At 66.0% G+C, this 23,581-nt stretch carries 22 protein-coding genes; 9 read left to right on the plus strand and 13 right to left on the minus strand.

What is annotated here, in order from left to right:
• Window positions 1-32: 32 nt before the first annotated feature.
• The 3 genes from LCI23_RS14080 to LCI23_RS14090 all read right to left on the minus strand — a co-directional run bounded on the left by LCI23_RS14080 (window position 33) and on the right by LCI23_RS14090 (window position 3,433).
• The gene (locus LCI23_RS14080; RefSeq protein ID WP_224947074.1) at window positions 33-506 is read right to left on the minus strand and encodes a cache domain-containing protein; all 474 of its coding nucleotides are present in this window, start codon (window positions 504-506) and stop codon (window positions 33-35) included.
• A 161-nt stretch (window positions 507-667) separates the two neighbouring features.
• Entirely contained in the window at window positions 668-2,185 is a 1,518-nt protein-coding gene (gene dacB / locus LCI23_RS14085; protein WP_224947075.1) for a D-alanyl-D-alanine carboxypeptidase/D-alanyl-D-alanine-endopeptidase, read from the minus strand.
• A gap of 9 nt (window positions 2,186-2,194) precedes the next feature.
• Window positions 2,195-3,433 carry a nucleoside recognition domain-containing protein gene (locus tag LCI23_RS14090; RefSeq protein ID WP_224947076.1) on the minus strand — a complete coding sequence of 413 codons (1,239 nt, stop codon included), beginning with the start codon at window positions 3,431-3,433 and terminating at the stop codon, window positions 2,195-2,197.
• A gap of 236 nt (window positions 3,434-3,669) precedes the next feature.
• Here LCI23_RS14090 and LCI23_RS14095 point away from each other — a divergent pair, with 236 nt between their 5' ends.
• The 4 genes from LCI23_RS14095 to LCI23_RS14110 all read left to right on the plus strand — a co-directional run bounded on the left by LCI23_RS14095 (window position 3,670) and on the right by LCI23_RS14110 (window position 11,262).
• Complete coding sequence (locus LCI23_RS14095; protein WP_224947077.1) at window positions 3,670-5,229, plus strand: serine hydrolase; 1,560 nt, start codon at window positions 3,670-3,672, stop codon at window positions 5,227-5,229.
• A gap of 28 nt (window positions 5,230-5,257) precedes the next feature.
• Window positions 5,258-7,096: an ABC transporter substrate-binding protein gene (locus tag LCI23_RS14100; protein WP_224947078.1), complete on the plus strand. Its 1,839-nt coding sequence runs from the start codon at window positions 5,258-5,260 to the stop codon at window positions 7,094-7,096.
• Between the two features lie 178 nt (window positions 7,097-7,274).
• A complete protein-coding gene (locus tag LCI23_RS14105) occupies window positions 7,275-10,124 on the plus strand; it encodes a TonB-dependent receptor domain-containing protein (protein WP_224947079.1) in 2,850 nt (949 codons plus the stop codon).
• Window positions 10,125-10,215: 91 nt separating this feature from the next.
• Complete coding sequence (locus tag LCI23_RS14110; protein ID WP_224947080.1) at window positions 10,216-11,262, plus strand: LD-carboxypeptidase; 1,047 nt, start codon at window positions 10,216-10,218, stop codon at window positions 11,260-11,262.
• A 9-nt stretch (window positions 11,263-11,271) separates the two neighbouring features.
• On the opposite strand, the gene LCI23_RS14115 is transcribed toward LCI23_RS14110, so the two are convergent.
• The 8 genes from LCI23_RS14115 to LCI23_RS14150 all read right to left on the minus strand — a co-directional run bounded on the left by LCI23_RS14115 (window position 11,272) and on the right by LCI23_RS14150 (window position 19,660).
• Window positions 11,272-12,297: an energy transducer TonB gene (locus tag LCI23_RS14115; protein ID WP_224947081.1), complete on the minus strand. Its 1,026-nt coding sequence runs from the start codon at window positions 12,295-12,297 to the stop codon at window positions 11,272-11,274.
• Between the two features lie 27 nt (window positions 12,298-12,324).
• Complete coding sequence (locus tag LCI23_RS14120; protein ID WP_224947082.1) at window positions 12,325-12,858, minus strand: GNAT family N-acetyltransferase; 534 nt, start codon at window positions 12,856-12,858, stop codon at window positions 12,325-12,327.
• Window positions 12,859-12,866: 8 nt separating this feature from the next.
• Complete coding sequence (locus LCI23_RS14125; RefSeq protein WP_224947083.1) at window positions 12,867-13,994, minus strand: acyl-CoA dehydrogenase family protein; 1,128 nt, start codon at window positions 13,992-13,994, stop codon at window positions 12,867-12,869.
• Between the two features lie 29 nt (window positions 13,995-14,023).
• Window positions 14,024-14,692, minus strand: a complete 669-nt coding sequence (locus LCI23_RS14130) for an SDR family oxidoreductase (protein WP_224947084.1) — start codon at window positions 14,690-14,692, stop codon at window positions 14,024-14,026.
• 160 nt (window positions 14,693-14,852) lie between these two features.
• Window positions 14,853-16,052: an acetyl-CoA C-acyltransferase gene (locus LCI23_RS14135; protein WP_224947085.1), complete on the minus strand. Its 1,200-nt coding sequence runs from the start codon at window positions 16,050-16,052 to the stop codon at window positions 14,853-14,855.
• A complete protein-coding gene (gene aceK / locus LCI23_RS14140; protein ID WP_224947086.1) occupies window positions 16,045-17,892 on the minus strand; it encodes a bifunctional isocitrate dehydrogenase kinase/phosphatase in 1,848 nt (615 codons plus the stop codon). The genes LCI23_RS14135 and aceK overlap by 8 nt, the downstream gene beginning before the upstream one ends.
• 60 nt (window positions 17,893-17,952) lie before the next feature.
• Window positions 17,953-19,137, minus strand: a complete 1,185-nt coding sequence (locus LCI23_RS14145; protein WP_224947087.1) for an isovaleryl-CoA dehydrogenase — start codon at window positions 19,135-19,137, stop codon at window positions 17,953-17,955.
• Window positions 19,138-19,258: 121 nt separating this feature from the next.
• On the minus strand, window positions 19,259-19,660 hold the full coding sequence (locus tag LCI23_RS14150; protein WP_224947088.1) for a MerR family DNA-binding transcriptional regulator: 402 nt from the start codon (window positions 19,658-19,660) through the stop codon (window positions 19,259-19,261).
• Window positions 19,661-19,793: 133 nt separating this feature from the next.
• Here LCI23_RS14150 and LCI23_RS14155 point away from each other — a divergent pair, with 133 nt between their 5' ends.
• The 3 genes from LCI23_RS14155 (at window position 19,794) to LCI23_RS14165 (ending at window position 21,795) form a co-directional block, all read left to right on the plus strand.
• The gene (locus tag LCI23_RS14155; RefSeq protein ID WP_224947089.1) at window positions 19,794-20,858 is read left to right on the plus strand and encodes an MBL fold metallo-hydrolase; all 1,065 of its coding nucleotides are present in this window, start codon (window positions 19,794-19,796) and stop codon (window positions 20,856-20,858) included.
• Between the two features lie 223 nt (window positions 20,859-21,081).
• Complete coding sequence (locus tag LCI23_RS14160; protein WP_224947090.1) at window positions 21,082-21,495, plus strand: hypothetical protein; 414 nt, start codon at window positions 21,082-21,084, stop codon at window positions 21,493-21,495.
• Between the two features lie 123 nt (window positions 21,496-21,618).
• Window positions 21,619-21,795 (plus strand): hypothetical protein, encoded by a 177-nt coding sequence (locus LCI23_RS14165; RefSeq protein ID WP_224947091.1) that lies wholly within the window; start codon window positions 21,619-21,621, stop codon window positions 21,793-21,795.
• Window positions 21,796-21,812: 17 nt separating this feature from the next.
• Here LCI23_RS14165 and LCI23_RS14170 read toward each other — a convergent pair whose 3' ends face one another.
• The gene (locus LCI23_RS14170) at window positions 21,813-22,430 is read right to left on the minus strand and encodes a UbiX family flavin prenyltransferase (protein ID WP_224947092.1); all 618 of its coding nucleotides are present in this window, start codon (window positions 22,428-22,430) and stop codon (window positions 21,813-21,815) included.
• Window positions 22,431-22,433: 3 nt separating this feature from the next.
• Complete coding sequence (gene grxD / locus LCI23_RS14175) at window positions 22,434-22,748, minus strand: Grx4 family monothiol glutaredoxin (RefSeq protein ID WP_224947093.1); 315 nt, start codon at window positions 22,746-22,748, stop codon at window positions 22,434-22,436.
• Between the two features lie 153 nt (window positions 22,749-22,901).
• On the opposite strand from grxD, the gene LCI23_RS14180 reads away from it, so the two are divergent.
• Complete coding sequence (locus LCI23_RS14180) at window positions 22,902-23,213, plus strand: hypothetical protein (protein ID WP_224947094.1); 312 nt, start codon at window positions 22,902-22,904, stop codon at window positions 23,211-23,213.
• Between the two features lie 75 nt (window positions 23,214-23,288).
• Complete coding sequence (locus tag LCI23_RS14185) at window positions 23,289-23,576, plus strand: hypothetical protein (protein ID WP_224947095.1); 288 nt, start codon at window positions 23,289-23,291, stop codon at window positions 23,574-23,576.
• The last annotated feature ends 5 nt before the right edge of the window (window positions 23,577-23,581 follow it).

A 23,581-nucleotide genomic window follows, 5' to 3' on the forward strand; every position in this document is an offset into this window, starting at 1 on the left:
CGGCGTGCGGGCGGCCGCCCGGCAATGTACGCCTAGTTCTTGTAGATTCCCGCTTCCAGCGTCACGTCGCCCACCCGCAGGATATACGTCGTCTTTGGCTCGATCTTGCCGGAGGCCGGGTTCTTGTAGGTGTAGTCGACCCATCCCTTGCCCTTGGTGGCGGCCAGTTCGACGATCTCGCGCCGGTAGTACTTGCCGTTGGTGTCGGGCGCGTCGAGCAGGTCCTTGCCGATCAGGGCCGGGTTGGCCGGGTGCGCCAGCATGACCGCGGTCTTCGCATCGCGCATGTGCAGGTAGAGTGCGCCGTCATTCAGATAAAAGGCCGGGTCCTTGGCGTTGATCCGCTCGATCATGCGCGCCTTGCCTTCGGTGCGCAGCACGGCGGCGCCTTTCTCGACCAGCGCCACCGCCTCTTTCTTGGTTGCCTGGGCAGCCGCAGCCGCGGTTCCGGCCGCATGCGCGGCAAGGACCAGTCCCAACAGTACTGCAGTCTTGGCAAGCTTCATGTGTGCTCCTGTGTCGTTCTCCGGGAAGACAAGTGTGCAGTCGAATGCTTGCTCAATGACACCAAAATCAGAAAATGTTGCGTTACTTCAATAACCCGCTCGACAGCGAGCCGCGGGATAGAGAGAAGGTGCTCGCTCGCTTCTCGCTCGTTTTTCGCTCGTTAGCGCCCCGCGGCCGTGGCTGGTACGGCAGGCATGGCGGACACAGGCACCGCGTCCGCCCCTGGCGCGGCGCCGGAACGCGCCACCCAGTCCACCAGCGCATCGAGCACCGCGCGGCCGCGTCCGTTGCCGGCCTGCTCGCTGTTGACCATCGCAACGAACACGTTCTGCACGCCGTTCGCGTCCGGCACGTAGCCGGCCAGCGCCACCACGTTGCGCAGCGTGCCGGTCTTCAGGCGCGCGCGTCCGGACGCCGGGCCGCCCTGCAGGCGGCGGCGCAGGGTGCCGTCGATGCCCGCGATCGGCATGCTGGCCAGGAATTCCGGCATCCACGGGCTGCGCAGGCCGGCCTGCAGCAGGTAGGCCATCTGCTGGGGCGTGATGCGCTCGAGGCGCGACAGGCCCGAACCGTTTTCGATGACGAAGCCGGTATCGTCGATGCGCTGGGCGCGCATCCAGCCGCGCACCGCGGCGTCGGCGCGCGCGAAGCTCGTCTCGCCCTCCGCGGGCAGGACGGCGCTGCCCGCCGGCGCTTCCGGCGCCAGGTTGCCCAGGCTCAGGAACAGGGTGCGCGCCAGCAGGTTGTCGGACGGCTTGTTGGTGTCGCGCACCAGCTCCGGCAGCAGGCGCGAGCTGTGCTCGGCCAGCAGGGTCGCATCCGCCGGCGTACTGCCGGCCACCACCGTGCCGCTGAACTTCCCACCCAGCTCCTTCCACTGTTGGCGGAACAGGCGCTCGAGGTAGTCGTCGCGGTCCAGCACATTGATGCTGTAGCTGCGCGCGCAGTCCTTCGGGAAGGTGCCGTGCAGCAGCACCTTGATCCGGCCATCCTGCTGGCGCACCGCTTCCGGCAGCTTCCAGCCGTCTTCCCACTTGGCGCAGTCGGCGTCGACCAGGGTCATGCTCGATCCGATCGAGACCCGGTCCAGCGCCGGCTGCATCTGCAGCTGCAGGCGCTTGGCCGTGGAGCGCAGGTCGATCTGCAGCATGTTCTTGTTCACCAGCAGCGCGTCCGGGATCACGTTGTAATAGGCCTCGGGCGACTCGTCGAAGGGGGGCTGGCCGAGATCCATGCGGGCCGGCTGCCACAGGCTGCGGTCCAGTACCAGCCTGCCCTCGATACGGCGGATGCCCCGGTAGCGCAGCGAGCGCAGCATGGTTTCCAGGGCCTCGCCGGAAAAATCGGCGTCGGCGCCGCCCTTCAGGAACAGGTCGCCGCGCAGCACGCTGCCATCGACCTGGCCGCTGGTGCGCAGCTCGGTGCGGGCGCGAAAGGCCGGGCCCAGGCGTTCCAGGCTCACCAGCGTGGTCACCAGCTTCATGGTCGATGCCGGCTGCATCGGCCGGTCGGCCCCGTGCGACAGCAGCACACTGTCGCCCTTGAGCACCAGCACCCCGAGGGCGTCATCCGGCAAGCCCTGCTGGGCCAGCATCTGCGCTACCGGTGCCGGCAGCTGGGCATGGGCCGCGCCGAACGCGGCGCACAGCAGGGAGGCGAGAATGAGGCGGCGCAGCATGGACACTCCTTAACCGAAGAACAGGTAGGCGACGAAGATCGCCCCGATCACGCCGGCCAGGTCGGCCAGCAAACCATAGCCGATCGCATAGCGCGTCTTGCGGATGCCGACCGAGCCGAAATACAGGGCCACGACGTAGAAGGTGGTGTCGGCCGCGCCCTGCAGGATACTGGCCAGGCGGCCGACGAAGGAGTCGACTCCGTAGGTGGTCATGGCATCGATCATCATGGCGCGCGAACCGCTGCCCGACAGCGGCTTCATGAGCGCGGTCGGCAGCGCGCCGACGAAGTCGGTGGGCAGGCCGAGCGCGGTGCAGATCCAGGCGAAGCCGCTGACGATGATCCCCAGGATGCCCGAGTTGCGTACCACGCTGATCGCCACCAGCATCCCGACCAGGTAGGGGATGATGCGCAGCGAGGTCTCGATGCCGCCCTTGGCGCCTTCGATGAAGGCCTCGAACACGTTCACCCTCTTTGCCAGCGCGCCGACCATGAAGGCGGCGATGATCGAGAACAGGATCAGGTTGGCGGCGACCACCGACACCAGCTGGATCTGCGCCTTGTCGAGGAAGACCGTGAAGTACCAGACCAGCACGCCGATCAGCGCCGTCAGGCCGCCGATCCAGCCGAATACGGCCGGGTGCAGCAGGTTGATGCGCTGGCGCAGGCTGACCGCGATGATGCCGGTCATGGTCGAGCAGTAGGTGGCGATCAGGGTCGGGATGAAAACGTCGGCGGGATTGGCCGCCCCCAAGATGGCGCGCTGGGCCATGATCGCCAGCGGGATGATGGTCAGCCCGGAAGTCTGAATCACCAGGAACATGATCTGGGCGTCGCTGGCTTCATCCTTGTTGGGGTTGAGCGTCTGCAGGCTTTCCATCGCCTTCAAGCCGAACGGCGTGGCGGCATTGTCCAGTCCCAGCATGTTGGCCGAGAAGTTCATCACCATGTGGCCGTTGGCCGGGTGGTCCTTCGGCACGCCGGGGAAGATGCGCGAGAAGAAGGGCGCGATGACGCGCGCGAACAGGTTGATGGCGCCTGCCTTTTCACCCACGTTCATGATGCCGAGCCAGAGCGTCATGACGCCGGCCAGCGGCAGGGCGATGTCCATCACCGCCATCTTGGCTGACGAGAAGGTGCCGTCGATGATGCGCTTGAAGATTTCAGAGTCGCCCAGGAACAGCCACTGCGCGAGTGCCGCCACGAAGCCGACGAGGAAAAAACCGGTCCAGATGTAATTGAGTGCCATGTGATTGCCGCCGCTGAGTCCTACGATTGTGCAGCGAGAGTATAGGCCGGGAATAAGCTGCAAGGATGAAAGAATGCAACGGCGCCATGTTCAAAAGTTATGAGCGCATGGGTTCTCATAGGGCAGGATGCTTCCGGCAGGGCGCCGCCCGGAGCCGGAGCGGGACTTCATTCTTTTAATGGCAGGAAGAATCAGGGCATAATCTTTTCCTATCGCCACGCTTACCGGAGACCAGCATGCAGCGTCCATCCCGTTCCAGCCTGTGCAGCCTCGTGTACGTGCTGGGCAGCCTTGCCGCCCTCCAGGCCCATGCCGACGCCCCGGCCCCGGCTGCGCAGCAAGCCCCGGCTGCCAGCCGCGCCGAACGGGTCGCCGCCCTGGTGCCCGAGATCGACAAGTCCTACGCGGAGCTTGCCGCCAAGGAACACCTGCCCGGGCTGGTGTACGGCGTGGTCCTCGATGGCAAGCTGGTGCACGTCCGTTCGCTCGGCCTGGCCGACGTGGAGCGCAAGATCCCGGTGGACAGCTCCACGGAATTCCGCATCGCCTCGATGACCAAGAGCTTCGTGGCGATGGCGGCGCTGAAGCTGCGCGACGAAGGCAGGCTGCGCCTCGACGACCCGGTTGCGGACTACCTGCCCGAACTGCGCCAGCTACAGCTGCCGACCACCGATTCGCCCGCGCTGACGATCCGCCACCTGATGACCATGTCGAGCGGCCTGCCCGAGGACAATCCCTGGGGCGATCGCCAGATGGCGCGTTCCAACGCCTGGTTCGAGCAGCTGGCCGGCGCCGGGCTGTCCTTCTCGAGCGCGCCCGGGCAGTCCTTCGAATACAGCAACCTCGGCTACATCCTGCTGGGCAAGGTAGTGAGCAAGGCCGCGGGCATGCGCTTCCAGGACTATGTCACCGACCGGATCCTGCGGCCGCTGGGCATGCACAACACGCGCTGGGAATACCGTCAGGCCGCTCCCGGCAAGCTCGCGCTCGGCTACCGCCGGGAGCGCGGGCACTGGGCGCCGGAACCGATCCTGCCCGACGGCGACGGCGCCGCGATGGGCGGGCTGATCACGACGGCGGACGACTTTGCGCGCTATATCGCCTTCCACCTGGACGCCTGGCCGGCCCGCAACGACCCGGACCAGGGACCGCTGCGCCGCGCCTCGGTGCGCGAAATGCACCTGCCGCAGGCGTTTGCGAGCCTGGCGGCGAAGGCCACCATGAGCGACCGCAAGACGCTGAATCCGCGCGTCCACTTCTACAACTACGGACTGGACTGGACCCGCGACAGCCGCGACCTGGTCACCGTGGGCCATGCGGGTGGGCTGCCCGGCTTCGGCAGCCAGTACCGGTTCGCGCCGGAACACGGGGTCGGCACCTTTGCCTTTTCCAACCTGCGCTACGGGAACGTCTACGGGCTGACCAACCGTACGCTCATCATGCTGACCGAGCGCGCCGATCTCGGCCCGCGGCCGGTGGCGGTGTCGCCGGTGCTGGCGGCGCGCCAGCAGCAGGTGGCGCGGCTGGTCCAGTCCTGGGATGCAGCGCTGGGCAGCACGCTCGTGGCCGACAACTTCTTCCTCGACCGCTCGCGCGAGGACTGGATCGCGCAGGCGCGCGAAACCCTGGCGCCGATCGGCAAGGTCCGCTCGGTCGGTCCGATCACGGCCGAGAATGCCCTGCGCGGCAGCTTCCCGCTGGTCGGCGAGCGCGGCACGGTGAAGGTCCGCTTTACCCTCACCCCCGAGCGCGAGCCGAAGCTGCAGGAGCTCGAGCTGCAGCCGGTCAAGCAATGAGGCCGTCCACCGTTTTTTTCAAGAGATTATGCTGTTCCGCCTGACCGCCTTGTCACTCCTGTTCCCGCTGCTGTGCGCCGCCAGCGCCAGCGCGCAGCCGCCGGCCAGGGCGCCGGAAAAAGTCCTGCGCATGTTCCTGTCCACCAGCGAAACCGGGCTCGATCCGGCCGTGGCCTCGGACAACGCCACGCTGTCGCTGCTGGAAAACCTGTTCGACCCGCTGCTGCGCTACGACTACCTGGCGCGCCCGGCGAAGCTGCGCCCGAACACCGCCAGCGCCATGCCGGAAGTGAGCGCGGACGGCCTGACCTACACCTTCCGCATCCGTCCCGGCATCCGCTTCACGCCGCATCCGGCCTTCGGAAGCGGGACTGGCAAGGGGCGCGAGATGACGGCCCAGGACTACGTCTACAGCATCAAGCGCCTGTACGACCCGGCCCTCAAGTCGCCCTGGGCCTATATGTTCGAAGGGAAGATCGCAGGCGACGAGGTGCTCAGGAAGGACTACGATGTGGACCGCCCGGTGGCCGGCCTGCAGGCGCCCGACCGCTATACGCTGCGCATCCGCCTGACCGCGCCGGACCGGAACTTCCTGTTCTACCTGGCCATTCCCGCCAGCGGCGTGGTAGCGCGTGAAGTGATCGAGGCCCATCCGGGCCAGGCCGGCAACCACCCGGTCGGCACCGGTCCCTTCATGGTAGGCGAGTGGAAGCGCAGCGACCGCATCGTGCTGCTGGCGAATCCTGATTCGAGCGCCGTGTTCGAGGCCGCGCCCGAGGCGCAGGCGCGCTACAGCGCGCAAGACCGCGCCATCGCCGCCGCCCTGGCGGGCAAGCGCCTGCCGCGCGTGGACCGGGTCGAGGTGCGCATCGCCGAGGAATTCCAGGGCCGCATGCTGGGCTTCCTGAACGGCGAATACGATTACCTGGAGCAGATCCCGGAATCGATGACCGACATGGTGGTGCGGGACGGCCAGCTGAAACCCGAACTGGCGGCGCGCGGCATCGTGCTGTCGCGCTTCCCGGTGCTGCAGACCTACTACATGTGGATGAACATGGAGGATCCGGTGCTGGGCGGCTACGGCAAGGAGCGGGTCGCGCTGCGCCGCGCGATCGCGCTCGCCTACAACAATGCCGAGGACATCGCGCTCCTGAAGAAGGGCTTCGCGATCAGGGCCGAGTCGCCGCTGCCGCCGAATGTGCTGGGCTACGACCCGGCCTACCGCAGCCCGGTGCCCTACGACCCCGCGCTGGCCAACGCCCTGCTGGACCGCTACGGTTACGGCAAGCGCGACCCGGATGGCTTCCGGCGCCAGCCGGCGCCGGGGCGCCCCGGCGACACCGTGCCCCTGACCCTGACCATGCATAGCGAGGCCACGGTGGGCGGCCGCCTGCGCGACGAATTGTGGCGCAAGTGCCTGAACGCGATCGGCCTGCGCGTCGTGTTCAGGTCGGACAAGAAGACCGAGATCATCAAGGCTTCGCGCCTTGGCACGGTGCAGATGTTCGAGAGTAACTGGATTGCCGACTTCCCGGACGGCGACAATTTCTACCAGCTGCTGTATGGCCCGAATGCCGGCCGCGCCAACTATGCGCGCTTCAACCTGCCGGCGTATAACGTGCGCTACGAGCAGGCGCGCCAACTGGCCGACGGACCCGCGCGCCAGCAGCTGTACTTCGAGCTGAACCAGCTGATCCATGCCTATAACCCCTGGGTGCCCTTGACCCATGTGCTGTCGGGTGACCTGCGTCATCCGTGGCTGAAAAACTACAAACGGCACCCGGTCGAATTCACGACCTGGCGCTATCTGGATATCGATGTTGCGCAAAGGGCACGCTCTGGCAGAGGGACACGTGAGCTTCCGTGAGTTTTTCCTAATTTAAACATTCCCCTTAGTTATACTTGCCTCCGGATATTTCATTGGAAAGCAGCACAAGGCTGCGCATACCCTGAAATCATAAAAATGAAGTAATGGCTACACATTACGACAAGAGCAGTCGGCCAGGACTTCCCCGGCCGCCAAGGGAAAACGTTAGGAGAAACGCGTGAAGTTAAAGAAGCTCGCCCATTTGATCGCCCTGATGGGAGCGGTCGGCCCGGTCGTCGCACAGGACCTGCCTGTCACCGGCAAGATACAGCGTGTCGAGATCACCGGCAGTAGCATCAAGCGCATTGCCAAGGAAGGCGCGCTGCCGGTCGAGACCATCACGGCCAAGCAGTTGCAGGACCAGGGCATCGTCACCGCCGAGCAGCTGATCGCGACCCTGAACGTGAATGGCAACGGTTCCGACAACCTGGCCTCGAACGCCGACGTGACTTCCGGCGCCCAGCGCGGCAACAACGGCGCTTCCTCGGCCAACCTGCGCGGCCAGGGCTCGGATTCGACCCTGGTGCTGCTCAACGGCCGCCGCGTGGCGACCCACGGCATGAAGGGTTCGGCGGTCGACCTGAACTCGATCCCGATGGCGGCGGTCGAGCGCGTCGAAGTGCTGAAGGACGGCGCTTCCGCGATCTACGGCACCGACGCGATTGGCGGCGTGATCAACTTCATCCTGAAGAAGAACTACAAGGGTCTGGAAACCCAGGCCTTCATCGACGTGACCGAAGCGGGCGGCAGCGAGATCGGCCGCGCTTCGATCACCGGCGGCTGGGGCGACCTGCAGACCGACGGCTGGAACGTGCTGGCCACCTTCGCGCGCAGCGAGAACAAGGCCCTGCGCGGCGACCAGCGCGACTTCGTGAACACCTTCCAGCCGGACCGCGGCGTCTCGGTGGATACCCGCGGCTCGCCGCACGCGAACGTGTTCGCCACCAGCATCGCGCCGACCCTGCTGTCGCGCACCGGCACCGGCCCGACCCTGCCGGGCGGCGGCACCACCACCTATAGCGGCATCAGCATCCTCGACCTGCCGGGCGGCGCTGGCTGCACCAGCATCGACGGCATGGGGCCGTACGACGAGAAACTGTGGAACAGCGCCGGCGCCGCCTATGGCTGCGCCTGGGATACCGGCCGCGCGGCCGTGCTGCAGCAGCCGGTCGAGAACAACAACGCGCTGGCGCGCGCCACCTTCCAGTCGGGCGACCACCAGTTCTTCATCGAAGGTGTGGCCTCGAACGTCGAAGTGTCCAAGCGCTTCTCGCCGAACCAGATCTCGCCGGGCACCAGCACCTTCAACGCCACTTCCTTCTACCCGAGCACCGGCGCGGCCTATGACACCGTGTACAACGCGCTGGTCAAGGTATTCCCGACCGTGGCCGCCAACTATGGCCTGCCGATCGCCTACCGCTGGCGCTGCATGGAGTGCGGCAACCGCGAGATCGTGACCGAATCGAAGGCCGCGCGCCTGCTGATCGGCGCCGATGGCCCGGTCAACCTGTTCGGCCGCAGCTTCGACTACCGCGTCGGCGCCTCGCGCGCCTTCAGCGAGTCGGAATCGCGCCTGGGCACCGGCTACAACTACACCGCCGCCCTCGCCAGCGCCCTCGGCAGCGGCAAGATCAACCCCTTCCTGCTGCCGGGCCAGACCCAGTCGGCGGAAGCGATCGCCCTGATCAACAGCACCTCGGCCGCGGGTGTCACCCTGTACGGCGGCAAGACCGTGCTGACCCAGGTCGACGGTGCGCTGTCGGGCGAGCTGTTCAGCCTGCCCGCCGGCGTCGTGATGGGCGCGGCCGGCTTCGACCTGCGTCGCGAGGAATACAAGTTCAACGGCGACAAGCGCGCCGCGGCCGCCCGTCCGGTGATCCTGAACGCGCCGTTCGACGACGCCAACGCGCTGGACAACGTGCACCGCGATATCAAGGCGGTCTATGCCGAACTCCTGATCCCGGTGGTCAAGAACCTGGACGTGACGCTGGCAATCCGCCGCGACCACTACAGCGGCATCGGCAGCACCACCAACCCGAAGATCTCGTTCCGCTACCAGCCGATTCCTGAACTGCTGCTGCGCGGTTCGTACAACGAAGGCTTCCGCGCCCCGTCGTTCAACCAGCTGTACAACGGCATCACCGAATCGCCGTATGCCGGCAAGGACCTGGTCGATCCGGCACGCTGCCCGACCGGCCTGGTCGACGCGACCAAGCCTGGCTGCGAATCGATCACCCCGAACATCTACACCGGCGGCAAGAGCGACCTGGGTCCGGAAACCGCGAAGCAGGGCACGGTCGGTATCGTGATCGAGCCGTTCAGCTGGTTCTCGGCCAACGCCGACCTGTGGGAGATCCGCAAGCAGAACACCATCGATTCGTTCAGCACCTCGACCATGGTGGCGAATTACAACCTGTTCTCGGACCGTTTCATCCGTGATGCAGCGGGCAACATCGCCATCATCGACCAGCGCTGGGTCAACGCCGGCGAACGCATCACCCGCGGCCTGGAGCTGGGCGCCCGCTTCAACGGCAAGTTCAGCACCGGTTCGCAGTGGACCGCCGGCATCGACGGTTCGCGCCTGCTGGAGAAGAAGTCGCGCGCCACCACCAACGCCGAATTCGGCAAGAGCGAGGTGGGTCGCTTCGTGTTCACCGGCGACCTGGGCCTGAAGTGGAAGCACAGCGCCTACGCCACCTACAAGTACGGCAACTGGAGCACCATGCTGCAGAACATCTACCGTTCGGGCTACACCGACCGCGTGCTGCCGGGCGTGGCCAACGGCCTGGTGAAGCCGGTCAACCTGAACCCGAAAGTGGACGATTACTCGATCTTCCACCTGACGGCGACGTACACTGGCATCAAGAACCTGTCGCTGACCGCGGGCATCAAGAACATCTTCGACGAAGATCCGCCGTTCGCGATCACCTACGACGACAACACCGGCGCGGGCAGCACCTGGGAACCGCGCGTGGCGGACCCGCGTGGCCGTTCCTTCACCCTGATGGCGACCTACAAGTTCTTCTGAACCGATCGCCGCGTTGAGTGAACCGGCGGCCCGCATCGGGAGGCGCAAGCCTCGCGACGCGGGCCGTTTTTCTTTTGTGAGCGTATCGCGTATGACCCTCAGCCGACGCCGCTTCGGCGCACTTGCCGCCGCCGGCTTTTCCGCCTCCGGGCTGGCGGCCGCCGGCCCGCTTTCCGGGCCTTCCTCCCGTCTGCTCAAGCCGCCGCGCCTGCGGCCGGGCGACCTGGTCGGCGTGCTTGCCCCGGGCGGCGTGGTCGACGACCGCCTGATCGAGAAATCGGTGCGCAACATCGAGGCGCTCGGCCTGCGCGCCAGGACCGGACGCTACCTGCGCGCCAGCTTCGGCAACTACGCCGGCTCGGTGCAGCAGCGCCTGGCCGACCTGCACGCCATGTTCCTGGATCCGGAAGTGAAGATGATCTGGCCGGTGCGCGGCGGGTCCGGCTGCATCTCGCTGCTGTCGAAGCTGGACTACGCCCTGATCCGCCGCAACCCGAAGATCCTGCTCGGCTACTCCGACATCACGGCGCTGCACCTGGCGATCCACAACATGGCGGGCCTGGTCACCTTCCACGGCCCGGTGGCCTCGTCCACGCTGGCCGATTACCCGCGCGAGCACATGCTGGCCGTGCTGTGCGATCCACGGTCGACGTACACGATCCCGATGGCGCCCGAGAATGCCGTCAAGGCGCGGACCATGCCGCACTTCGGCATCCGCACCGTGACCGCGGGCGTCGCCACCGGCCGGCTCCTGGGCGGCAACCTGTCGATCGTGGCGGCGCTCGCGGGCACGCCCTACGCGGCCGACTTCCGCGACAGCCTGCTGTTCCTTGAAGAAGTGGACGAGGCGCCCTACCGGCTGGACCGCTGGATGACCCAGCTCGACCTGTCGACCGGCTTTGCCAATGCGGCCGGGGTGATCGTCGGCGTCTGCGAGGATTGCGCGCCCGAGGATGGGCAGCGCTCACTGAGCCTGGACCAGACCTTCGACCAGCACCTGCGGCCCCTGACGATCCCGGCGGTAACGGGCTACCCGATCGGCCACATCCGCCATCAATTCACGGCGCCGCTCGGTGTGCGGGCGCGGCTCGACACGGCAGCGCAGACGGTGACGCTGCTCGAACCCGCGGTTTCCTGACACCACGCGCTATTCGAGCGTGAAGAGGAATTTGACCGGATAAATCATTTCACAGGGCTTGCCTGCGCACAGGGCAGGCTTATAGCGCTGCATCATCATGGCCATCGCCGCGGCGCGTCCAAAATCCGGGTGGGGTGCGCTGTAGGCCTTGGCCGAAGCCGGTATGCCGTCAGGTCCGACCGTGACATACACCAGCGTCTGGCCTTCCAGCTCCAGGCGCGCGTAGCGGCTGTAGAATTCGCTGAGTGCGTCCTTCAGCTTGCCCTGCTGGCCGGGGAGCGGGTAGGGGGGCTCGTCACGGTCATCCAGGGCAGGATAGCTGTTGCGTAGCGCGTTCTGCTCCGCGGCCGGTAGGGCCTCCCATGCCAGGTCGTCGGCGTTGCGAACGTCGTCCTTGCGGGAATCGCGGCGCAGGCGCGGCTTCAGGTCGCTTGCGAAACCGTCACGGAATTCGCCGCTCCAGCGCCGTCCACTGCCGCCATACACGATCGATCCCTGTCCGTTGAATTCGTCGTCGCGCCATTCGCCTTCATAGCGGCCGCCCAGGGTGAAGCTTTCCTTGCCGCGGCCATGGCGCTTGCCGCCCTTCCATTCGCCTTCATAGATAGAGCCGTCGGCGCTGATGCGGGTGCCGCTGCCCTCCGGCTGCCCGTCGGCCACGCCGCCTTCGTATTGCGCGCCATCGCGGTACTCGAAATAACCGGCGCCGTGTGGTACGCCACGCCGAAAGCTGCCGAGATAGCTGCCGCCGGGGTAGGCCAGCTTGCCGGCGCCGCTGACTTCACCGCGCACCAGGTTCGCTTCCAGGCGGCGCTTGCCGCGGTCGCCCGCGCCATACCATTCAAGCACGCCTTGTCCTTCCGCATACCCATCCTTGCAGGCGCCATTCCAGGACAGGCCGACACGGGTGGGCGCAGGTTCGACGGGGGCGACGCGGCAGTCGGACTTGCCGGCAAATGCCGGCTCGCCGGCCCGCGACGGCGCGGACAGGGCCAGACAGGACAGGAACACAATGGACAGGCGCTTGATCGGCATGGCTGGCTCGGGTGATGGTCGATTTCTTCAATCTACCTGAATGCTCATCGATACAGCGCCAACCTGGCAGCCGCCGATGCGGTACAGGTCCGCCACTTCGCCGGTCACATCAAAACCGCTGCGCGCATACAGCGCACGCGCCTTGTGGTTCTGTGACAGCACCTCCAGGTCGACCCAGGTGAAGCCGCGGGCGCGGGCCCAGGCCAGCGCTTCCTGCAACAGGCGCGTTCCGAGCCCTGCGCGGCGCAGGTCGTGGCGCACGCCCATGCCGAGCAGGGTACGGTGGCCGCAGGCCGGTTCCGGCCGGCCGCGCAGGTCGACATGGCCGCCGACCGCGCCGCTGTCGTCCAGCGCAATCCACACCTGGCGCCAGCCCGGCTGGCCGGCTGGCGTGGCAACGCCGGCCGCGAAGCGTTCCCGCATCGCCAGCGGCACGCCGGCCTCGGTGGGCGCCATCGGCTGGAACAGGACGCCATCGCGCCCGTTCTCGGCCAGCTGTTCGCCCAGGTAGGCGAACAGGGCTGGCAGGTCGTCCGCCGTGGCGGGACGGATCGTGGTCAAGGATGGCGTCACAGCGCGCGCGCGATCAGGATCTTCTGGATGTCGCTGGTGCCCTCGTAGATCTGGCACACGCGCACGTCGCGGTAGATGCGCTCGACCGGGAAGTCGGCCACGTAGCCGTAGCCGCCGAACACCTGCATGGCGCTGGAGACCACGCGCTCGGCCATCTCGGAGGCGAACAGCTTGGCCATCGCGGCTTCCTTCAGGCAGGGCAGTCCCGCATCCTTCATCGCGGCCGCATGCAGGATCAGCTGGCGCGCGGCCTCGATCTGCATTGCCATCTCGGCCAGGCGGAACTGCACCGCCTGGTGCTCGAAGATGGCCTTGCCGAAGCTCTCGCGTTCTTTTGCATACGCCAGCGCAGCCTCGTAGGCCGCGCGCGCCATGCCGACCGACTGCGAGGCGATGCCGATGCGCCCGCCTTCCAGGCCGGACAGGGCGATCTTGTAGCCCATGCCTTCCTCGCCGATCAGGTTCCTGGCTGGCACGCGGCAGTTGTCGAACACGATCTGCGCCGTGTCCGAGGAGTGCTGGCCCATCTTCTGTTCCAGGCCGGCGACGATGTAGCCGGGCGTGTTCGTCTCGACCCAGAAGGCGCTGATGCCCTTCTTGCCGGCGGCTTTATCGGTGACGGCCATGACGATGGCCACGTCACCGTACTTGCCGCTGGTGATGAACTGCTTGCTGCCGTTGATGACGTAGTGGTCGCCATCCTTGACGGCCGTGGTGCGCAGGGCTGACGCGTCGCTGCCGGTGTGCGGCTCGGTGAGGGCGAAGGCGCCCAGCATCTCGCCGCGCGCCAGCGGCACCAGGTAGCGCTGTTTCTGTTCCTCGTTCGCATACATCATGGCGATCGAGCACACCGGGCAGTTGTTGACCGAGATGATGGTCGAGGTGCCGCCGTCGCCGGCCGCGATCTCTTCCAGCACCAGCGCCAGCGACACGTAGTCCAGGCCCGCGCCGCCGTACTGCTCGGGCACCGCGACGCCGAAGGCGCCCAGGCCGGCCAGTTCCTTCAGCTCGTCCTTCGGAAAATAGTGGTCGCGGTCCCAGCGCGCGGCGTGGGGGGCCAGGCGCTCCTGTGCATAGCTGCGCAGGGCGTCGCGGATCATCTGGTGTTCTTCGCTCAGTATCATCGTGTCTCGTGTTTTGTTATTTGCTTGGCTTACCAGGGAAGCGGCGAGCCGTCGTGGTCAAGGAAGGCGCCGTTGCTGGACGCGTCGATCCGGGCCAGGGTAGCGCGCAGGTCGCGCACGCTTTCTTCCACCGTGAGGCTGGCGCCGGCGCCGCCCATGTCGGTCTGCACCCAGCCGGGATGGAAGGCCACGCAGGTTGCGCCCTGCGCGCCGTAGGTGATGGCGGCGTCCTTCAATACGGAATTGAGCGCGGCCTTGCTGGCGCGGTACAGGGTGCCTTCGGTGGAATTGCGCGCGCCGATCGAGCCCATCTTCGAAGACAGCACGCCCAGCTTGCCGCGCGCGGTGGCGACCAGCGGCGCCACGATGGGCAGCAGGCGCATCGCCGCCAGCACGTTGGTGTGCATGACGGCGTCGAATTCGGGGCCGGTCGGAAAGCCCGAGCCGGACGGGCCGTACACGCCCGCCACCAGCCAGGCGACGTCGATCTTCTCGTCGTCCAGCTTCCAGGCCATGCCGGCAATGGAGTCGGCACTGGTCACGTCCAGCTGGTGCGATTCGGCGCCATCGGCGGTGAGGGCGTCGCAGTCGCCGGCCGAGCGCGCGGTGGCAATCACGCGCCAGCCGTCGCGGCGGTACTGGCGCACCATCTCGCGGCCGATGCCGCGCGAGGCGCCGAGGATCAGGGCGGTAGGCATTGCAGACTCCTTGTACGGATTGTCGTAGGGTGGGCCGGTTTTCCGCCCACGCGGTCGACATGCGATCGCGGATCGAACAAGCGCCTCACCACGAAAGCTTGGTTGACCGCGTGGGCAGGGCAAGTCACGCCGGTGGCGTGACTTGCGCCCACCCTACCATTCAGACCAATTCGATCGCCATCGCGGTCGCTTCGCCGCCGCCGATGCACAGCGACGCCACGCCGCGCTTGCCGCCGGTGCGCTTGAGCGCGCCCAGCAGGGTGACGATGATGCGCGCGCCCGAGGCGCCGATCGGGTGGCCCAGGGCGCAGGCGCCACCGTGGATGTTGACCTTGCTGTGCGGGATGTCGAGGTCGCGCATGGCGGCCATCGGCACCGCGGCGAAGGCTTCGTTGATCTCGAACAGGTCGACGTCGCTGGCCTTCCAGCCGGTCCTGGCGAACAGCTTCTTCATCGCGCCGATCGGCGCGGTGGTGAACAGGTTCGGTTCCTGGGCGAACGTAGCGTGGCCGAGCACGCGGGCGATCGGGGTCAGGCCGAGTTCCTTGGCCTTCGACTCGCGCATCATGACCAGCGCCGCGGCGCCGTCGTTGATCGACGAGGACGAAGCGGCGGTCACGGTGCCATCTTTCTTGAACGCCGGCTTCAGGGACGGGATCTTGTCGACCTTGGCCTTCAGCGGGCCTTCGTCCTTCTCGACCACCAGTTCGCCGCTGCGGGTGGCAACGCTCACCGGCGCGACTTCCCAGTTGAACCAGCCTTCGTTGCTGGCCGCTTGTGCGCGCTTCACGGATTCGATCGCGAAGTTGTCCTGCTCTTCGCGGGTGAACTGGTAGGTGGCCACGCACTCTTCGGCAAAGGTGCCCATCGAGCGGCCTTCGCCGGTCTTTTCGTTGCGCGAGTAGGCGTCTTCCAGGCCGTCGAGCATCATGTGGTCGAACATCGGCGCGTGGCCGATGCGGTAGCCGCCGCGCGCCTTCGGGATCAGGTAGGGCGCGTTGGTCATCGATTCCATGCCGCCCGCAACCACGATGTCGGCGCTGCCGGCGACCAGCTGGTCATGGGCGAAGATCGCGGCCTGCATGGCCGAACCGCACATCTTGGAGAGGGTCACGGCGCCGGTGGACAGCGGCAGGCCGGCCTTGATCAGCGCCTGGCGCGCCGGGGCCTGGCCCTGGCCGGCCATCAGGCAGTTGCCGAAATAGACGTGTTCGACGCTGTCGGCAGCGACGCCGGCGCGCTCCACCGCGGCCTTGATCGCCACCGCGCCGAGGTCGCTCGCCGATTTCGACGAAAAATCGCCCTGGAAGGCACCCATCGGGGTACGGGCGGCGCCAACGATAACGACTGGATCATTCATGGTTCAGGTTCTCCAAAATGGGTGGCGCTGCAGCGGGTGAGTGAGCATGCATGGTGTGCGCCGTGGTGGGGTTTGCTGGATGACAGAAACGGATCTGCTGTGGGTAAGGGAAGACGTCGTCGACGACGCCTGCCAGGATGCGGTCCTTGTGCGATTGCCAATACGCGCGGGTCAACAGTTCCGCGTGATGCTGCATGAAGTGGTGCCGGATGCCCGGATTTCCAAGCAGGAAGCGGCCAAACTGTTCCGGAAACACGTCGTGCCTGCCGATCGGGTACCAGGGCTCCGAGGCCATCTCGTCTTCCTCGTTGCGCGCCTGGGGAATATCACGGAACTGGCAGTCGGTGAGGTACTCGATCTCGTCGTAATCATAAAACACAACGCGCCCATGGCGGGTAACGCCGAAATTCTTGTACAGCATGTCGCCCGGGAAGATGTTGGCGGCGACCAGGTCCTTGATCGCATTGCCATACTCGACGATGCCGTGTTCGACACGCTCGTCGTCGCCCGCGGCCTGGGCCTCTGCCAGGTAAAGATTGAGTGGCACCATGCGCCGTTCGATGTACAGGTGGCGCAGCACGATGCGCTCGCCCTCGATCTCGACCAGCGAGGGCGCGTGCTGGCGCAGCTCGGCCAGCAGCTCCTCGGAAAAGCGCGCCAGCGGGAAAGCGACGTCGGAATACTCGAGCGTGTCGGCCATGCGCCCGACCCGGTCGTGGTGCTTCACCAGCAGGTACTTTTCCTTGACCTGGGCGCGCGTGGTTTCCTTCGGCGGCGGATACCAGTCCTTGATCACCTTGAACACGTAGGGGAAGGAAGGCAGTTCGAATACCAGCATCACCAGGCCGCGGATGCCGGGCGCGATGCGGAACAGGTCGGAGCTGTGCTTCAGGTGCTGCAAGAAATCGCGGTAGAACAGGGTCTTGCCCTGTTTCTGCAGGCCTAGCACGGTGTAGATCTCGCTGCGCGGCTTGCGCGGCATGAGGCTGCGCAGGAAGGCGACATAGGCCGAGGGCACCTCCATGTCCACCAAAAAGTAGGCGCGCGTAAAGCTGAACAGCAGGGTGATGTGGTAGACCTCGAGCAGTACCGTGTCCAGCACCAGCTGCCCGCCGGCGTCGTGCAGCACCGGGATCACGAACGGATAGTCGCGCGGACCATTGATGACGCGTCCGACGACATAGGCGCCCTTGTTGCGCAGGAAGGGGCTGGACAGCACCTGCAGCTGCAGGTTCGGTTCCGCCCGTTCCAGGCCGCAGGCCTGCACCATGCGCGCCTCCACCAGCGCCAGGTCGCGTTCGAGGTCGGCGAAGGGAACGGCGAACTGGAAGTTGGTCAGCACCCGGCGCAGGGCCGTGCGCAGGCCGTCCGCGGCCGGATAGTACACGCGGTAGGTCGGCTGCGGTTCCTCGGTCTCGATGTACTCGGTGGAGATCACCGGCCGCACGAAGATGTAATCGTTGTGGTAGTAGCTGCGGTGCAGGATGTGGCAGCTGACCGAGTTGAAGAAGGTCTCGGCCAGTTCCGGCTGCTTGTGGCCGGCCAGCTGCCCGATGTAGTGCAGCTTGATCTCGCGCCAGACCGGGTCGCCCAGTTCTTCCGCCGTGTAGCCGTCCTGCAGGACCTGCACGCATTCCTGCACCCGCCGGTCGTAGAAGTCGATGCGCGCCCGCGCGGCTGCCTGTGCGGTGCGCCAGTCGGCGGCCTCGAAATGGCGGCGCGCTTCCTGGCTGGCCTGGCGAAACAGCCGGTAGTGCTTGTCGAAGCCGTCGAGGATGGTGCGCGCGACGTCGAAGGCGATCCGGGAAGACAGCAGTTTGGGGAAGGCTTGCTGGGTCATCGTTCGTCTCGCGCGCCATGTAGCGTTGAACGCGTGGGCGGAGCATCCACCCACCCTACATTACATCGTCTCGCCAAACAGCTCGCGGCCGATCAGCATGCGGCGGATCTCGCTGGTGCCGGCGCCGATCTCATAGAGCTTCGCATCGCGCCACAGGCGGCCGACCGGATACTCGTTGATGTAGCCATTGCCACCCAGGGTCTGGATTGCCTCGCCAGCCATCCAGGTCGCCTTCTCGGCGCTGTACAGGATGGCGCCGGCGGCGTCCTTGCGCAGGGCGCGCACCTGTTCCGGCGAAGTCGCGCGGTCGCAAGCCTGGCCCACGGCGTAGACGTAGGCGCGGCAGGCCATCATGGTGGAGTACATGTCGGCGATCTTGCCCTGCATGAGCTGGAACTCGCCGATCGCCTGGCCGAACTGCTTGCGCTCGTGGATGTACGGCACCACCGAATCCATGCAGGCCGACATGATGCCCAGCGGACCGCCAGACAGTACGGTGCGCTCGAAGTCCAGGCCCGACATCAGCACGTTGACGCCCTTGCCGACGCCGCCCAGCACGTTCTCGACCGGCACTTCGCAATCCTGGAACACCAGCTCGCCGGTGTGCGAGCCGCGCATGCCCAGCTTGTCGAGCTTCTGGGCGATCGAGAAGCCTTTGAAACCTTTTTCGATCAGGAAGGCGGTCATGCCGCGCGGGCCGGCTTCGAGGTCGGTCTTGGCGTACACCACCAGGGTGTCGGCGTCCGGACCGTTGGTGATCCACATCTTGGTGCCGTTCAGCACATAACGGTCGCCGCGCAATTCGGCCTTGAGCTTCATGCTGACGACGTCGGAACCGGCGTTCGGCTCGGACATGGCCAGCGCGCCCACGTGCTCGCCCGAGATCAGCTTCGGCAGGTACTTGCGCTTCTGCTCTTCGTTGCCGTTGCGCTTGATCTGGTTGACGCACAGGTTCGAGTGGGCGCCGTAGGACAGGCCGACCGAAGCCGAGGCGCGCGAAATTTCTTCCATGGCGACGATGTGCGCCAGGTAGCCCATGTTGGCGCCGCCGTATTCCTCGCCCACGGTGATGCCCAGCAGGCCGAGTTCGCCCATCTTCTTCCACAGGTCCATCGGGAACTGGTCGGTGCGGTCGATCTCCGCGGCGCGCGGTGCGATCTCGCTTTGGGCGAACTGTTGTACGGCTTCGCGCAGCGCGGCGATGTCTTCGCCATGGTCAAAGGTCAGGCCTGGGAGATGCAGCATGGTCGTCCTCACGTGAACGGTGGTTGAGCGGGAATGAAAAGTGCATGATACTCGCCTCTTACGTTAACGTAAACGTCAACCAAAGGGCAAAAAAAGCGGAGCCTGCTGCTGCTCCGTTCGCTCAGGCCGCGTCCTGGCGCGCGCTGTTGTCGGCCAGCAGGCGGCGGCATTCTTCCTCATGGGCCGAGATTTCTTCGAGCGCCATCTCGATGTCGGCGCGCTGCTGCTCCAGCGTCACGCGCTGGTGGGCGAGCACGCCGAGGAAGCGGTCGATCTGGGCCACCGTGTCGCGCGGCGATTCATACATGTCGACAATGCTCTTGATTTCCGACAGAGTCAGGCCGAGGCGCTTGCCGCGCAGGGTCAGCTTCAGGCGGGTGCGGTCGCGCGGGGTGTAGACGCGGTTGCGCCCGCCCACGCCTTCGCGCTTGGGGCTGAGCAGCCCCTGGTCTTCGTAGAAGCGGATGGCGCGGGCCGTGATGTCGAATTCGCGGGCCAGTTCGGCGATGGTGTAGGTAACCATGGTGCTAGGGTAGAAAACCTGGACAGGAAAGCGGCATGCGCAAATGGCTTACAATCCCGGTTGCGCATTTCCGTTTACGTTAACGTTAATGCATTGTAGCGCGACCGCTTGTCGACGAACACGAAAGTTTTCCATGAATCCGCTCGAAGCCCAGCTGCACTATCCCTTTGGCGACACCATTCCCCTGCCGGGCAGCGTGCAGGAACTGGCGCCCGGCCTGGCCTGGATCCGCATGCCGCTGCCGTTCGCGCTCGACCACATCAACCTGTGGCTGCTGCGCGACGAACAGGAGGGGCTGGCTGGCTGGAGCGTGGTCGACTGCGGCGCCGCCACCGACGCCACGCGCGCGGCATGGGAGCAAGTGCTCGCTCACGGCCTGGACGGCGCGCCGCTGCTGCGCATCTTCGCCACCCATTGCCATCCAGACCACGTCGGCCTGTCCGGCTGGCTGGGCGAGCGCGTGGGCACCGGCTCGGCTGCGCCATTCTGGACCACAGCCGGCGAGTTCGCCTTTGCCCGCATGATGGCGGCAGCCCTGCCGGGCGTCGACGGTCCATCGGCCATCCCGCATTTCGAGCGCCATGGCCTGGTCGATCCGACCATGCTCGCGCAGATGCGCAGCCGCAAGAACTACTATCCTTCCCTGGTGCCGGCCGTGCCCGAAGCCTACACCCGCCTGCGTGATGGCGACCTGGTCCATGTCGGCGGTGTGCAGTGGCGGGTGATCACCGGTTTCGGCCATTCGCCCGAGCACGCCGCGCTGTATGCGCAGGCTCTGGGCGTGCTGATTTCCGGCGACATGGTCTTGCCGCGCATATCGACCAATGTCTCCGTGTTTGCGGTCGAGCCGGAAGGCAATCCGCTGGCGCTCTACCTTGAGTCGCTGGAGAAATTCACAAACTTGCCCGAAGACACGCTCGTGCTGCCTTCGCACGGCAAGCCCTTCCGCGGCCTGCATACCCGGATCCGTCAGTTGCGCGAGCACCATGCGGCGCGCCTGGCCGAGGTCCTGGTCGCCTGCGCCACGCCGATGTCGGCGGTGGACATCGTGCCCCTGATGTTCCGCCGCCAGCTCGACGCCCACCAGCTCAGCTTTGCCCTGGGCGAGGCACTGGCCCACCTGCACAAGTTGTGGCACGAAGGCCTGCTGCGCCGCAGCCGTGGCGCCGATGGCGTGGTGCGCGTCCAGCGCGCCTGAGAAATTATCGAAATCAATGCCACAATCACGTGGCATATGACATATTCTTTCCAATAAGATATATTTTCATACCCCAAATGGGGAATGAGAGCGGAATTTCATGGGCTTTTAGCATGGAAATTCTATTAAATAATCACATCTTTGTTACTTTTTAAGGGTATGATTGTCCGTTGCCGGTGCTCAGCAGTCCGGAGCCGGCCATCTGACATGAATCGTAAGTACAATGAATTCGACAAATGAACGGGAGAGCTTCAGTGAGCGCCTGCAGCAGGCGCTGAAGAACGCCCACTACTCGCCCGATAGCCCGACCCGCCTGGCCAGGGAATTCAACATCCGTTTCGAAGGCCGCCCGATCACCGTCCACGCCGCCCGCAAGTGGCTGGTCGGAGAAGCCATCCCGACCCAGGAGAAGCTGCGCATGATCGCGCAGTGGCTGGGCGTGCCGGCCGACTGGCTGCGCTTTGGCGGTGTCGAGCAGGCGAACGGCGGCGAAAGCAGCCAGGGCGCCCGCTTCGAATCGGCCGACGTCAAGCTGATCGCGGACCTGCAGCGCCTGGATGACCACCACCGCCAGCTGGCCCGCGAGTTCATCCGCATGCTGGTGCGCATGAACCACCAGAAGCCCGAGCAAAAATAGTTTCGCAGTTGCACTTTTCGTACGCCTGAGGGCGCACAAACGGCTGGAGCTGGGTCATAATCAGCCTGTGGCAAGCGGGTCCGCTGCCACAGGGTCACGGACTCATCGAGGAGCAGCCGCCGTATGCGAAACAACTACGCCAACACCGCCCAGCTCAAGGAACTGATGACCGCCCCGCCGATGACGGCGGCGCGCCATGCCGAGGTGATGCGACAACGGAATGCCCGGCGGCGGATGATCGAGGAAGCACGCGAGGCGAAGAAGGCCGACGATCCGATGTTCGACGGCGACAAGCGCTGAGGCGGATACGGGGCGGATCAGCCGTCCCGGCCGTGGGCCGTATCCTTCATCCCGGCCCATCGGGGAGCATGGGCATTGTCGAGTCCCAGCAGGTCGAGCGCACGGTCGACCGTATGTTCCACCATTTCTTCGATCGTCGCCGGCCGCTGGTAGAAACTCGGCAGGGGCGGGAACACGATGCCGCCCATTTCCGTCACGGCCGTCATGTTGCGCAGGTGGGCCAGGTTGAACGGCGTCTCGCGCACCATCAGCACCAGCCTGCGTCTCTCCTTCAGCATCACGTCCGCGGCGCGCGTGACCAGGTTGTCCGACAGTCCGTGCGCGACCGCCGCCAGGGTCTTCATGGAACAGGGCGCGATCACCATGCCGTCGGTCTGGTAGGAGCCGCTGGCGATCGAGGCGCCGATGTCGCGGTTGCGGTGGACGACGTCGGCCAGCGCTTCGGCGTCGCGCCGCTGCAGGCCGAGTTCCTGGTGCAGGGTGAGGGAGGCGGCGTCCGACACCACCAGGTGGGTCTCGACGCCGGGCATCGCATGCAGGCGCCGCAGCAGCTGCACGCCATAGACCGCGCCGGTCGCGCCGGTGATGGCGACGACGATGCGGCGCCGGTCCTCACCGCGCGGCCGGGCGGTCATGGATCAGCCGTTCTTCAGCAGGGACTGCAGTTCGCCCGATTCGTACATTTCGTTCATGATGTCCGAGCCGCCGATGAATTCGCCGCGCACGTACAGCTGCGGGATGGTCGGCCAGTTCGAGTAATCCTTGATGCCCTGGCGGACTTCGGCGTCCTCCAGCACGTTGACGGTGGCGATGTTATCGACGCCGCAGGCTTTCAGGATCTGGATGGCGCGGCCCGAGAAGCCGCATTGCGGGAACTGGGCGGTTCCCTTCATGAACAGCACCACCGGGGTGTTGGTCACGGTCTCTTTGATCCAGGTTTGAACGTCGCTCATGTGTGTGCCTTCAGTGGGAATGGTTGGATGCCGACATTCTATAAGAATTCGGCAGGGCAGGCATGCAGCCGCGGCCGGATGTGACAATCCACGTGTTTTCGCCGCCGAAAATGCCGCTATGATGGTCGCACGCCATCCAAGACTGGAGCCGCCATGAGCACCTACCGAGGTTTTGCGTCCATGCCAACGCCGCTGCTGTGGATCATGGCGGCCCTGTTCACGCTGCCCGGGCTGTACGACGTGCTGCTGCCCGGCGCCGACCAGCCCCCGGAAGACCGGATGCTCGGCGCGGCCCAGCTGCTGGCGGGCGGCTTCCTGCTGTATTGCGCGGTGCAGGCCTGGCGCCAGCGCCGCGCCGACCTCGGATCGAGCCGCACGACTTTGGTCGGCTATGCCTGCTTCGGCCTGTTCTGCCTGTGCTTCATGGTGAAGGTGGGCGCCATCGCCCTGCGCATCGCAGCCTGAGCCCCTTCACCTGGCATCGCCGGCGCGCGACTGCGGTATGATCGCGCGGTTTTCCATCGACTCCAGGCCTGAACCATGCAACAGCCACCGCGCCGCGGCCCTTCCGCCGGCATCAACCTGCTCATCGCCGCCCTGCTCGGGATCCCCGGCGTCATCAACCTCGCCGGCGGCATCCTGCGCGGCGGCGTGGGCGAAATCATCTGCGGCGCGGCGGCGCTCGGCTACGCGCTGCTGCTGCTGCGCGACGCCCTCACCATGCGCAAGACCGGCCGCCCGGCCATGCCGCAAGCACGCATGCTGATGATCGGTTTCGGCTTCCTGAGCGTGTACATGGTCGGCCTGTTCCTCAAGCACAGCCGCTGACGGGC

Origin of the sequence: Massilia sp. MS-15, from assembly GCF_020176695.1 — a bacterium.
GTDB lineage: Bacteria > Pseudomonadota > Gammaproteobacteria > Burkholderiales > Burkholderiaceae_D > Telluria > Telluria hydrophila.